General features: G+C 31.6%; 12 protein-coding genes. 8 read left to right on the top strand and 4 right to left on the bottom strand.

From position 1 onward, the window contains the following. Positions 1-813 (top strand): zinc-dependent peptidase, encoded by an 813-nt coding sequence (locus tag BFJ87_RS15460; RefSeq protein ID WP_077406718.1) that lies wholly within the window; start codon positions 1-3, stop codon positions 811-813. Here BFJ87_RS15460 and BFJ87_RS15455 read toward each other — a convergent pair. From BFJ87_RS15455 to BFJ87_RS15445, 3 genes are all read right to left on the bottom strand, one after another. Beyond that, the gene (locus tag BFJ87_RS15455) at positions 810-3,338 is read right to left on the bottom strand and encodes a TonB-dependent receptor (protein ID WP_077406715.1); all 2,529 of its coding nucleotides are present in this window, start codon (positions 3,336-3,338) and stop codon (positions 810-812) included. The two genes, BFJ87_RS15460 and BFJ87_RS15455, sit on opposite strands and share 4 nt — an antisense overlap. Then, the gene (locus BFJ87_RS15450) at positions 3,325-4,233 is read right to left on the bottom strand and encodes a FecR family protein (RefSeq protein WP_077407152.1); all 909 of its coding nucleotides are present in this window, start codon (positions 4,231-4,233) and stop codon (positions 3,325-3,327) included. Before BFJ87_RS15450 ends, BFJ87_RS15455 begins: the two co-directional genes overlap by 14 nt. Before the next feature lie 94 nt (positions 4,234-4,327). Continuing rightward, the gene (locus BFJ87_RS15445; RefSeq protein ID WP_077406712.1) at positions 4,328-4,840 is read right to left on the bottom strand and encodes an RNA polymerase sigma factor; all 513 of its coding nucleotides are present in this window, start codon (positions 4,838-4,840) and stop codon (positions 4,328-4,330) included. A gap of 115 nt (positions 4,841-4,955) precedes the next feature. Between BFJ87_RS15445 and BFJ87_RS15440 the strand changes: the two genes are divergently transcribed. The 7 genes from BFJ87_RS15440 (at position 4,956) to BFJ87_RS15410 (ending at position 12,431) form a co-directional block, all read left to right on the top strand. Further along, entirely contained in the window at positions 4,956-6,674 is a 1,719-nt protein-coding gene (locus BFJ87_RS15440; RefSeq protein ID WP_077406709.1) for a hypothetical protein, read from the top strand. Positions 6,675-6,808: 134 nt separating this feature from the next. Next, positions 6,809-8,149 carry a signal recognition particle protein gene (ffh, locus tag BFJ87_RS15435; protein WP_077407149.1) on the top strand — a complete coding sequence of 447 codons (1,341 nt, stop codon included), beginning with the start codon at positions 6,809-6,811 and terminating at the stop codon, positions 8,147-8,149. 50 nt (positions 8,150-8,199) lie between these two features. Further along, positions 8,200-9,087 (top strand): bifunctional 5,10-methylenetetrahydrofolate dehydrogenase/5,10-methenyltetrahydrofolate cyclohydrolase, encoded by an 888-nt coding sequence (locus tag BFJ87_RS15430; RefSeq protein ID WP_077406706.1) that lies wholly within the window; start codon positions 8,200-8,202, stop codon positions 9,085-9,087. A gap of 152 nt (positions 9,088-9,239) precedes the next feature. Further along, a complete protein-coding gene (locus BFJ87_RS15425) occupies positions 9,240-10,220 on the top strand; it encodes a sulfurtransferase (protein ID WP_077406703.1) in 981 nt (326 codons plus the stop codon). Beyond that, positions 10,221-10,946, top strand: a complete 726-nt coding sequence (locus tag BFJ87_RS15420) for a helix-turn-helix transcriptional regulator (RefSeq protein WP_077406700.1) — start codon at positions 10,221-10,223, stop codon at positions 10,944-10,946. It begins immediately after the preceding gene. Positions 10,947-10,984: 38 nt separating this feature from the next. Then, positions 10,985-11,446: a GyrI-like domain-containing protein gene (locus BFJ87_RS15415; RefSeq protein WP_077406698.1), complete on the top strand. Its 462-nt coding sequence runs from the start codon at positions 10,985-10,987 to the stop codon at positions 11,444-11,446. A 127-nt stretch (positions 11,447-11,573) separates the two neighbouring features. After that, on the top strand, positions 11,574-12,431 hold the full coding sequence (locus BFJ87_RS15410; RefSeq protein WP_077406695.1) for an alpha/beta hydrolase: 858 nt from the start codon (positions 11,574-11,576) through the stop codon (positions 12,429-12,431). 63 nt (positions 12,432-12,494) lie between these two features. Here BFJ87_RS15410 and BFJ87_RS15405 read toward each other — a convergent pair whose 3' ends face one another. Beyond that, the gene (locus BFJ87_RS15405) at positions 12,495-13,142 is read right to left on the bottom strand and encodes a 7-carboxy-7-deazaguanine synthase QueE (protein ID WP_245799650.1); all 648 of its coding nucleotides are present in this window, start codon (positions 13,140-13,142) and stop codon (positions 12,495-12,497) included. Positions 13,143-13,288 lie beyond the last annotated feature (146 nt).

The raw sequence follows: 13,288 nt of genomic DNA, 5'->3' as shown, positions 1-13,288 counted from the left end.
ATGGGTGATGATTTAGGAGTTAGTATTTTTGGTATTACTGCTTTGTTAGCAATTTTAGGCTATTTTATTTATATCCTTTACTATATAGCAGATTTGTATTTTTTTACACCTTCTAAAAATAATATAAAATTATCTGCAGCAGATGAGTATTTAATAGTTAAAAATTTACCGGCATACTCCTTACTATCTCCAAAACACAAACAGAAGTTTAAAAATAGAGTGTCTAGATTTAGAGCTAATAAAACCTTTATTTTTTCTGAAAAAAGTGCTAAAGACGAAGAAATAAAGCTGCTGTTGTCTGCAACGGCGGCTTTTTTAATGTTGGGTTTTAAAGATTACAGAATATCTACAATAAAAAAAATACTTATTTACCCTTCTGCTTATTTCTCTACAATAACTAAGCAAAACCATTTAGGAGAATATAATCCGCAATTAAAAACATTGGTTTTTTCTGCCGAACATGTGCTTAGTGGTTTTGAAGATGCTACAGATAATTTAAATTTAGGTGTACATGAGTTTGCACACGCTTTAGCTTTTCATTTTAAAAAAGATTTAAAATATACTGCGGTTAAATTTAGAAACGGATTGACAAAAATGGAAAAACTATTGCACAATAAGACGTTTTTAGAGCGCGTAGAAAACACGCAGTATTTTAGACCTTATGCTACAACCAATATTCATGAGTTTTTTGCTGTTGCTTTAGAAAATTACGTAGAAACTCCATCAGATTTTGTAGACACTTTTCCGGAGTTGTATAAAATAATTACGCGTATGTTAAATTTTGAAGAGTTTAGTTTTCATAGCAAGCTTTAAAAACTAATTCTAAAACTAGCGTTTGGTGTTATGCCTAGTGATACGCTTTCTACCGTTTCTATTTCATTATCATTAGTAACTCTGTAATATCTATTTAAAATATTTTTTTTGTTTAAAACATTTAATACAGATGCACCTATTGTTGCTTTGTACTTTTTATTTATTTTAAAATTGTACAAAGCAGATAAGTCTGCTCTAACGTAACTAGGTAATCTACTACTGTTTGGGTCTTTGTAGTTTATTTTAGAAGGAAAACTTAATACATCTAAAGCATTATTGCCTTCTTCTGGTTCTGTATAAGGTTTACCTGAGTTATAATTTATACCAGCACCTATTTTAAAATTCTTATAATTATAAGTTGTTGCAAATGTTATGGTATGCCTAATATCTAAATTATTAGGAAAAGTGTTTGGTGTAATGTCTTTAAATGTGTAATTGTTTAAGTTATATGTATAGCTTAACCAAGTACTGTAGTTATTTGCCTTTTTATTAATTAAAAATTCTACACCTTTAATATTGTACTTTCCTATTTCTCCGTTAAACTGGTCTTGATTTTGAAATCCTTGTGTAAGGGTGCTTATGCCTTCTACATTTTTGTAAAAAGCTTCTATACCAATATAAATACTGTTTTTATCGTAATTTAGTCCAGCAGATAATTGTTTGCTTGTGGTTATTGGTAGTTCATCTTCATCTGCTAAAATCCATCTTCTTTTTTCTATTCCCAAAAAGTTTTGTTCTAAATCTATAATTTGGTTGGTAGATTGACTTTTGTATTCTCCTAATATTGAAGCATTAAAATAGGTAGCTATGCTGTAATTTATATTTAAACGAGGTTCTAATATCCATCTTTTAAAGGTATTTAAATTTTCAATATAATTTAAACGAGCACCTACTTGGGCTTTTAATTTTGTGGTGTTGTAATTTAATTCACTAAAAATAGCATTTGTTCTAATAACTCCTTTTATATTTTTTCTATAGGGCGGTTGTGTTACGTTAGTTAGGTTTAAAATACCAGTTTCTATAAGTTGGTAACCACTTAAAATACCCATAGTACTATTTATTTTATAGTTTACATTTAATTTTAAGCCATTTTCTAATACTTTATTGTTCTGTTGTAATTCTTGCCTATTAGTTACTGCTAAGGTATTTAAATTGTAATATGTGCGGTATGCATTAATTTTTGTAGTTAGTTTACTATTCCAGGTACTTTGTAAGCTGCCTCCAAAAGAGGTATTTTGTTGGTCTAAACTACTGTTACTATTTTCTTCATTAGCATTTGTTTCTGCATATTTTAAGGCATTGTTCATTTGTATAAAACTAAAGCGTACTTTGTGGTTTTTATTTATGTTATACATTGCTTTAGCGGTAATATCATAAAAATAAAAATCTTCCTTTCTAGTAACTTCACTGTCTTCTGTATCGTTTTCTATATCGCTATCCTGAAAAGTTTTATCAAAATATCTATTGTAGGTAGGAGAATTTAAAAAATCTGTAACAGATCTTCTTGCAGAGAATTGAAAAGCTCCTTTATTTGTTATTGGTACCTGTGCATAAATATCTGCAGTTATCATATTAAAGCCTCCTCCATAAAAAGAGTCTTTAACATTGTTATTGGTTCTCATATCTATAACACTACTAATACCGTCTCCATATTGCGGACTAGTACCGTTTTTAGTAATAGATACACTGTTTGTTAGGTAGGGGTTAAAAGCAGATATTAATCCAAAAAAGTGGCCAGATTGGTACATTTTAATGTCTTCCCAAAGCACTAGGTTTTGGTCATTTGTTCCTCCGCGTACATTTATATCAGACACAGTTTCATTACTACTTTTTATGCCCGGTAATGCCTGTACAGTTTGTAAAACATCTGGCTCTATAAGTCCTGGTAAAATACCAAAATCTGTAGTTTTTAAAACAATACTACCATTTTTAGATTTGCGTAAACCGGTTGTTAAAAACTTAGAAACAATTACCTCATTTAATTCTACATAATGCTGACTAAGTAAATAGGTGTTAACAGGTTTGTTTTTGTTTAGTTCTGTGGCATTAAAATGTAGAGTTTTGTAGCCAATAAAACGTATTCTTATTACAGCATTTTTAGGTACCTTATTTAGTGTAAAGTAACCTGTAGAGTCTGTAACGGTTGCTATATTATGTTGCAATACTTCTACACTTGCACCGTTAATAGTGTTTTGTTCAAAATTATCTAAAAACTTAGCGTGTATACTAATAGTATTTTCTTTAGATAATGCAAAGTAACGCTTATTTAATTGGGTAAGTTTTAAATCTGTTTTTGTAGTTATATAACTTAGTATATTATTTAAATTGGTGCTTGTGCTAGGTTTAATATTAAAGGGCTCTACATCTTTATCTACATAAGAAAACCTAATATTAAATGTCTGCTCTAATTGTTGTATGTATTTAAGTAAAGGTATAGTATTACTTGTTTCTTGCGCACTAGTTACATAACTAATGGCAAAAAAAAAGCAGTAAAAAATAACTCTAAAAAACTTATTCCTGAGCATAAAACAACACCTTATTCTCCTCTAATGTATAACTAATTTTAGAAGGTATACTAATACTCTTTAAGGCAAGTTCTAAATCCTTGTTGTTAAAAGAGCCAGTGTATAGTTGTTTTGTATTTACGTTTTTTGTGGTTACCGTTAAGTTAAATTGTCTTTGCAGTTCATTAAAAACAAACTCTAACGGTATGCTCTTAAATGTGCTTTCGTTTAGTGTCCATGAAGGAACTAATGTTTTTACGTGGCTAAGTGGTGCCACATTACCATTAATTACCATAAAAGATGTACCGCCAGGTACTTTATAATCTTTGCCATTGTAATTTACGTTAACAAGACCTTCATAACAAGTAACTTCAAAAAAGTTAGTTCTTGTTTCTACATTAAATTGTGTGCCTAATACGCTAATTATACCTTGGTTGGTTGTAACCGTAAATTTTTCTCCTTTTGCTACTTTAAAAAAAGCTTCGCCCTCTAAAGATACATCTCTTTTTTTGTCCCAACTGTTTTTATTGTATGCTATTTTAGACTCGGCATTAAGTATAACTTCAGAATTGTCTGGTAACACAAACTCATTGTTTTGCGCATAATCTGTACTAATGGTTTGGTCTAGAGTAGTAGTGTAAAAATAACCTAAGCTGCATATTAATAGTACAGCTGCAGCTATACTTATGTATTTTTTTAATGGATTTAATTTAACAACCTTAGTTTCTTTAATAGTATTACGTTTGTTGTTAATTGCCTGTAAAGCCTTTTCTTGGTCAAATTCTGGAGCTTGTAAGTTGTTAGAAGCTGTAATTATTTTATGGTAAGAGGTATATTCTTCGGTTTTTTTAAACTGAATAATTTCTTCCTCTGTTAACTCGTTATTAAGCCATTTGGCTAGGTAATTTTCTTGCATAATTTTTGCTTTACGTAGGTATAACAATCAATAAGTAAAAAACCCTACTTTATATTTTATTTTTTATAAATCTATAATTTTGTGCACCAGTATTTTAAATACCATTTATATGTTCTCTAAGAGATTTTAGTGCCAAATGCATCCTTTTTTCAATTGCTTTTACGCTTACGCCTTCTAATTCTGCAATTTCTGCATATTTCTTTTTATCAATTCTATTTAATAAAAAAGTAGTTCGTTGGTTTTCAGGTAAACTAGCAAGTGCTCTTTCTAATTTTTCTTGAAATTGTTTTTCTTCAAGTAAAAACTCTGGTGTTTCATTACTTACATCAGTATTTAAATGCGCATATTTTAGGCGTACTTTGTCTGCCTTAATCATATTTAAATATAAATTATTGGCAATAGTGTATACATATGCTTTGGCCTTACTAGGTACTACCTTTGCACAATTTTCCCATAATTTTACAAATGCTTCTTGTACAGCATCGTAAGCCTTTTCTTCGTTACCAAACTTATAATATATGTAATTAAACACCGTTTTAGAGTTGGTTGTAAAGACTTGGTTGTATATCTTTTCTTCGCAAACGTTATTATGGTTGTCTATGTTCAAAACTACTTTGTTTATTTTTTTTCAAAGGTATTTTAAAAAAATGATATTTTATTGGTAGGGTTTTTTTTAACTGAATTGTTATAGAGCTATAAAACAAAAAATAAACCAAATTATTATGAAAAAGTTTTTCGCAAAATTTATGTTCGCAATCCTACTTATGGGAACATTTAGTCTAACCTCTTGTCAAGAAGAGTTTGAAGAGTTGCCAAACAATAGTGACGGCAAAGCTATTGAGTCTACTTCTGCCACAGCAGCATTAATTAAGGGAACATCTTCTAAAGATGGCTCTTATGATAATATAGTTGATGGTGCCAGTTGTTTTGCAATACAATTCCCTTACAAGGTTAATGTAAATGGGTTAGATATTACTATAGATTCTATTGAAGATTTAGAATTAATTGAAGAAATTTTAGATGAAATAGATTCTAACGATTATGATTTAGAAATTATTTTTCCAGTAAAAATTACATTGTCTAACTACACAGAAATTACTATTAATAGTAAAGAAGAGTTATTAGCGAAAGCTAAAGACTGTGTAGAAGGTGGTGAAGATGATGATATTGAGTGTATAGATTTTGTGTACCCAATAGATGTATTTAGTTTTAATACTAACTTAGAAATAACAAATACTACTACGGTTAAAAGTGATAAAGATTTTAGATTATTTTTTGCAGGTCTTGGTGATAATGACATTGTTGGTCTAGATTTCCCTATTACCTTAGAAAAATACGATAATACTAAAGTGGTTGTTAATAGCAATGCAGAATTAGCAGCTGTGTTAGAGAGTGCAAAAGATATGTGTGATGAAGATGATGACAATGATTATAATGATGATGACTTTACAAAAGAAAGGTTAGATGCATTTTTAATTGATTGCCCTTGGATGATAGACGAAATTTTTAGAAACAACCAAGAGCAAACAGAGCAGTATTTAGAATTTGTTATGGATTTTAAAGAAAACGGAAGTGTTGTTACTAAAAACAATCAAGGTAATTATGTAGAAGGTACTTGGTCTACTAGCGTAAATGCTACTAGCAATAGAGTAGAGTTAAAAATGGAGTTTGAAACTATGGCAGATTTTAACTTGGATTGGTATGTATACGAGTTAAATGATAATAGAATAAAACTATTTGCTAACAACGGTACTGATAAAATAATACTAGAAAAACACTGTGAGTTATCTAACGACTATTCTAATGAAGAAATTAGAGATTTGTTAGATGGTTGTAAGTGGAATTTTGCTGTGCCAAGTAGCTCATCTATTGGGTTATATAACATTATGTTTTTAGAAAATGGAAATGTTAAGTTTGTAGATGATAACGGAACTGTTTTTACTATAGATACTTTTTCTACTTGGGCTGTAGAAAGTAATGCAATTATTTTTTACAACATTAACCAAGAGTTAATAGCAGAAAAATGGAAAATATCGTCATACTCACAAAATCAAATATTTGTAGATATTTATAATGAGAATGAGCTAATTTATCAAAACGTATTGCAAAGAAATTGTGATGAAAATGCAGCTTGTAGCGATGCAGAAATAAACGAAGCTCTACTGGGTGAGTGTAAATTTAAAATTACAAATGTAGATGGTACTTTTTCAGAAGAGTTGTTAATAGATTTTTCAAGTAATAATATTCACGTTTATGATGCCAACAATACAGTTGTAGAGGAAGGTAACTGGTCTTTACAAAGCGGAACGTTATCATTTAATGACTTTACTATGATTCTTGAAAATTATGGAGGAGATTGGAAAGTAATTGAGTGTAGTGAAGAAGCATTTACACTAGAAAAAGGAGAAGAAATTATTGTCTTAACCAAAGTGTGCAGCTAAATAGTAGCACATAATAATTATGCAAAAGGGTAACTTTATATAAGTTGCCCTTTTTTTATGTTATATTTTTTTGCTTAAAGCATACACTTCCCAATGTAATTATTAAATTTGCATTTCCAGAAAAAAGTAGACTTATGTTCAATAATTTAAGTGAAAAGTTAGATAAAGCGTTCCACGTCTTAAAAGGACACGGACAAATTACAGAAATTAATGTAGCAGAAACTTTAAAAGAAGTTCGTAGAGCTTTATTAGACGCCGATGTTAACTTTAAAATAGCAAAAGAATTTACCAATAGAGTAAAAGAAAAAGCACTAGGTCAAAACGTACTTACAACCTTACAGCCTGGCCAATTAATGGTTAAGTTGGTTAAGGATGAGCTTACCGAGCTTATGGGTGGTGATGCAGAAGGCATAAACCTATCTGGTACACCATCAGTAATATTAATGTCTGGTTTGCAAGGGTCTGGTAAAACAACCTTTTCTGGTAAACTTGCTAATTACCTAAAAACTAAAAAAACTAAAAAACCTCTATTGGTTGCTTGTGATGTTTATCGTCCTGCGGCTATAGATCAGTTACACGTTGTAGGTGAGCAAATAGGAGTAGAGGTTTTCTCAGACCGTGGTAATACAAATCCGGTAGCAATTGCAGAAGCTGGTATAGCACACGCAAAAGCAAACGGACATAATGTTGTTATTATAGATACAGCTGGTCGTTTAGCTGTAGATAAGGAAATGATGACAGAGATTGCCAATGTACACAAAGCAATAAACCCTCAAGAAACATTATTTGTTGTAGATTCTATGACAGGGCAAGATGCCGTAAATACAGCTAAAGCTTTTAATGATGTTTTAAATTTTGATGGTGTTATACTTACAAAATTAGATGGTGATACTCGTGGTGGTGCAGCCATATCTATTAAATCTGTTGTGACTAAACCAATTAAATTTATTGGTACTGGTGAAAAAATGGATGCAATAGATGTTTTTCACCCATCGCGTATGGCAGAACGTATCCTTGGTATGGGAGATGTTGTGTCTTTAGTAGAGCGTGCACAAGAACAGTTTGATGAGGCAGAGGCACGCAAAATACAGAAGAAGATTGCCAAAAATAAATTTGGGTTTGATGATTTCTTAAAGCAAATTCAGCAAATTAAGAAAATGGGTAGCCTAAAGGATTTAATGGGTATGATACCTGGTGCTGGTAAAGCATTAAAAGGTATGGATATAGATGACGATGCCTTTAAACACGTAGAGGCAATAATACACTCTATGACTCCTGTAGAACGTGAAACACCAAATTTACTTAATGCTAGTCGTAAAAAGAGAATTGCAAAAGGTAGTGGTAGATCTGTGCAAGAAGTAAACCAATTGCTTAAACAGTTTGACCAAATGAGCAAAATGATGAAGATGATGCAAGGCGGTGGCGGCAAAAAAATGATGCAAATGATGGGTGGTATGAAAGGTATGCGCCCTTAATCAATAAAATGTAATTGTAATATAAAAACCATCAAACTAACAATCTAATAATGGAATTACTAGACGGAAAAAAAGTATCAAACCAAATTAAAGAGGAAATTACCGTTGAGGTAACCAAAATGAGAGATCGTGGTGAAAAAGTACCACACTTGGCGGCAATTATAGTTGGTAATGATGGTGCTAGTTTAACTTACGTAGGCAGTAAAGTACGTTCTTGTGAACGTGTTGGTTTTGAGTCTACTTTGGTGCAAATGCCAAGTACAACTAGTGAAATAGAGTTGCTTCGTAAAATTGAGGAACTAAATCAAGATGACGAAATTGACGGCTTTATAGTACAACTACCATTGCCTCCGCAGATAGATACGCAAAAAGTACTTTTAGCAGTAGACCCAGATAAAGATGTAGATGGTTTTCACCCAACTAACTTTGGTAAAATGGCGTTGGATATGAGTACATTTATACCTGCAACTCCATTTGGTATTTTAGAGCTTTTAGAGCGTTATAAAGTAGATACTAAAGGAAAACATACCGTTGTTATTGGTCGTAGTCATATTGTTGGTAGACCAATGAGTATTTTAATGGGGCGTAAAGGTTGGCCAGGAAACTCTACAGTTACACTTACACACAGTGCTACAAAAAATATTACACAAATTATTTCTCAGGCAGATATTGTTATATCTGCATTAGGTGTTCCTAACTTTTTAAAGGCAGAAATGGTTAAGGATGATGCAGTAGTTATAGACGTTGGTATTACACGTGTTGCAGATGATACCAAGCCAAAAGGTTATTATATTACGGGTGATGTAGATTTTGAAAATGTAAGTAAAAAAGCATCATTTATTACTCCTGTTCCTGGTGGTGTAGGACCAATGACAATTGCAATGTTGTTAAAAAACACGTTACTAGCTAGAGAGCGCCATAGAAGTGCTAACAAATAATAAACAACATAAGTTTTAACCAAAAAAATATTGGTATTCTTAGTAATAATAGCAAACCATTACACAGCGTGTAATGGTTTTTTTTATGTTAATAAGTTAGCGCCAAACCTACCATTTAATTGGGTAATTTTAATCCGCATAAATATAAACTAATGAAAACACCCCTTATCTCGGCTAAAGAGCTGCAAGCCTTATTGATAGAAGAAAGTAATGTTATAATTTTAGATGCTAGTCCGGTCACAAATGTATCCGGATTAAGTAGTGACCTAGAAAATTTACAAATAAAAGGAGCTCGTAAGTTTAATATAAAAGATAATTTTAGTGATGCGTCAAGCAATTTTCCTAATACAATACCAAGTGCAAAACAGTTTCAAGAAGAAGCACGCAAACTGGGGATAAAAAAAACCAGTAAAATTGTAGTGTATGATAATTTAGGCGTATACACATCACCACGCGTATGGTGGTTGTTTACTACATTTAGTCATAGTGCTGTAACAGTTTTGGATGGTGGCTTGCCAGAGTGGGTAGCTCAAGGTTTGCCAACAGAAGAAACAGCTAAAAAAAGAGTGCCATTGGGTAATTTTATAGCACATCAAAAAGAGTTTGCTGTGGTAAACTTTTCTATGGTTAAAGAAAATACAGAGAGCAATACCGCTTTAGTTATAGACGCACGTTCTGAAGGTAGGTTTAATGGTACGGAGCCAGAACCTAGAGCAGAATTGGCTAGTGGTAACATTCCAGGTTCAGTTAATCTTCCTTTTACAAAAGTTTTAGAAAATGGTAAATTTAAATCTAAAGAAGCATTAACAGAAATTTTTAATCCCATTTTAGCAGAAGATAAACCACTAGTTTTTAGTTGTGGCTCTGGTTTAACAGCTTGCGTTATTTTATTAGCAAGTAAGTTGGTAGATGACACTAAAGATACATCTGTTTATGATGGCTCTTGGACAGAGTGGGTACAGTTGTATGAAGAAGAAATTGAAGAAATAGAAGTGGACACGGATGCTTTAGATGAGGTTTTAGATGAAACTACTCAAGAAGAAGTTAGTCAAGAAGAAGTTAGTCAGGAAGAAGAGGTAAATGATGATGAAGATTTTAATAATGAAGAGATAAGCAGAGAAGAAGAAGAGTAAATGGAAAAAGGGAAACCCAGATTGGTTAGACTTACAGCAATTGTTACTCAGTTACAAACTAAAAAAGTTGTAACAGCTACAGAATTGTCTGCAAAGTATAAAGTTAGTATTAGAACTATTTATAGAGATATACGTACTTTAGAACAATCTGGGATTCCTATTTATACAGAAGAAGGTAAAGGCTATTCTTTGGTAGATGGTTATAAGTTACCGCCTGTAATGTTTACAGAAGAAGAAGCAAATGCTTTAATAACTGCAGAGCAAATTATAAACAAGAATAAGGATACTTCTTTTGTTGATGGATATGTTAGCGCAGTAGAAAAAATTAAAGCTGTACTTAAATATTCTCAAAAAGATAAAGTAGCATTGCTTACCCAGCGCTTACAAATAAGAAGCAATTTAGAGAATCAGAAAACAAGTAGTTATTTAATGCAACTGCAAACAGCATTAACTAATTATAAAGTAATACAAATAAACTACTTGTCTTTAGAACAGAAAGAAACAAAAAGAGATATAGAGCCATTTGCGTTAATACATAATAAAGACAATTGGGTGTTAATTGCTTTTTGTAGACTTAGAAAAGACTTTAGAGCTTTTAGGGTAGACTGCATTCAGCAAATGATAATTTCTTCCAATACTTTTAATCCGCATAAAATAACACTTGAAGATTATTTTGATATGGCTAGAAAAAAATGGAAGAGTACCCCTGACATATCTATGACATAGTAGCTGTTTATTTTTGAAGTAAATAAAAATAGAAAGCTATGAATATTGTAAAATTAGAATCTTTTAGTGTAATTGGTATTAAGGTGCGTACTACAAATGAAAACGAGCAAGCTGCAAAAGATATAGTTGCATTGTGGAATACATTTATGTCTCAAAACTGTATAAATAAAATACCAAATAAGGTGAGTACGGCTGTTTTTTCAATCTATACAAATTATGAGAGCGACTACACAAAACCGTACGATACCATTTTAGGATGTAAAGTTTCTTCATTAGATAAAATCCCAGAAGGTATGGTTGGCCACTCTTTTAAGGCATCGACCTATAAAGAATTTAAAGCTCAAGGAAATTTATCCAAAGGTATTGTATATAAAAAGTGGTTAGAGATCTGGGGTACAGATCTAGATCGTTTGTATACCGCAGATTTTGAAGTTTATGGTGATACTGCAAAAGATACAACAAATGCTGAGGTTCCTATTTATATTGCTATTAAAGAGTAGTTTTAATATTGTATTAAGTTACAGTGGTAACTTAACCAATATATTACAAGGTTTAAAGATAATGTAGTCCTGTTTTGGACTACATTTTTTATATTTAGGGACACTAGCTTATAAAATTTTTTGTCCCATGAAAAAATTAATACCTACTATTTGCTTTTGTTTGCTGCTTAATTTTATAACTAAAGCGCAAACAGGTAAGGTTTTTGATAACCTAAAAGTTACTAGTGAAATATTAAAGAGCGAACGTAATTTTTCAATTTACCTACCGCCAGATTACGAAACTTCTAAAAGAGATTATCCAGTACTGTATTTATTACACGGAGCAGGAGATGACCATACCGGTTGGGTACAATTTGGAGAAGTTTTGCATATTACAGACAAAGCTATAAAAGCAGGCAAGGCAACACCAATGATTATTGTAATGCCAGATGCTGATACTGGCAAACGTGGATATTTTAATACTGAAGACTGGAGGTATGAAGATTTCTTTTTTGAAGAATTAATGCCTTATGTAGAGAAGAAATACCGTATAAAAGGAGAAAAGCGTTATCGTGCAATATCTGGACTCTCTATGGGTGGTGGTGGTACTTTTATGTATGCTTTACACAAACCAGAGTTGTTTTCTTCTGCTTGTCCGCTTAGTGCTTCTGTAGGTATGTTGCCACAAGACACGGTTAAAATAAAAGATTTTGCACAAAGTGAAAACAAAACGGTAGAAGAAATGAAGAATTATTTTAAAAGACATTCAGCCATTTCCTTATTAGATACTGTTCCTGTAAACGATATAAAATCTGTACGTTGGTATATAGATTGTGGTGATGATGATTTTTTGTTTGAGGGCAATAGTTTAGTGCATATTTCTATGATGAAAAAGAAAATACCACACGAGTATAGGGTTCGTGACGGGGCTCATAATTGGACCTATTGGAGAGAGTCTCTACCAGAAGTTTTAAAATTTGTATCTGCTGCTTTTCATCAACATTAAAAGTAAAACAGCTGTAATAAAAAGAAGCTAGTATAATTTATACTAGCTTCTTTTTTGTTTTTTCTATGGTATGTTTAAATACTTATGCGTCTGTAAGGATACTTTCCATTGCGGATTTTTCATAACAAAATCTACAATAAGCGGTGTCATTTTATCTTTAACACTCCACTCTGGTTGCAAATATAAAATACAATCTTTGTTTACTTTAGCCGCTTGTTCTTCAGCAAATTTAAAATCGTTTTTATTATAAATTATCATTTTTAGCTCGTGTGCCTTATCATAAATAATACCTTGTGGTAATTTATTTTTTTTAGGCGATAAACAAATCCAGTCCCAAATACCAGTTAAGGTATATGCACCAGAAGTTTCTATATGTGTTTGTAAATTTTTAGCCTTTAAAGCCTCTGTAAGCGGAGCCATATTCCAAGTTAAAGGCTCGCCACCAGTAACCACAATTGTGTTAGAGTATTTTGCAGCATTATTTACAATGGCATCAATAGTTGTTGGTGGGTGCGTAGCTGCATTCCAACTTTCTTTAACATCACACCAATGGCAACCTACATCACAACCACCTACACGTATAAAATATGCAGCTGTTCCTTTATGAAAACCTTCTCCTTGTATGGTATAAAATTCTTCCATTAACGGAAGCATTTCTCCTTTATCTACCAATGCTAATACCTCATTTTTAACCATTATGCAAAGATACATTTTTTGTTTTTTACTATCTAACTTTACGTAAAAGATAGCATAGTGTTACTGTATAACATAAAAAAAACAACAATTATGGTGGTTGTTACTTAATGTTTTATTGTATTTACAGCAAAACTTCTCTTTTTAGTTGTTTAAATTTAAGC

Origin of the sequence: Cellulophaga omnivescoria, from assembly GCF_001999725.1 — a bacterium.
GTDB classification, from domain to species: domain Bacteria; phylum Bacteroidota; class Bacteroidia; order Flavobacteriales; family Flavobacteriaceae; genus Cellulophaga; species Cellulophaga omnivescoria.
The sequence above is the reverse complement of the archived record's forward strand: the minus strand, read 5'-3'. Positions and strand labels throughout refer to the sequence as shown.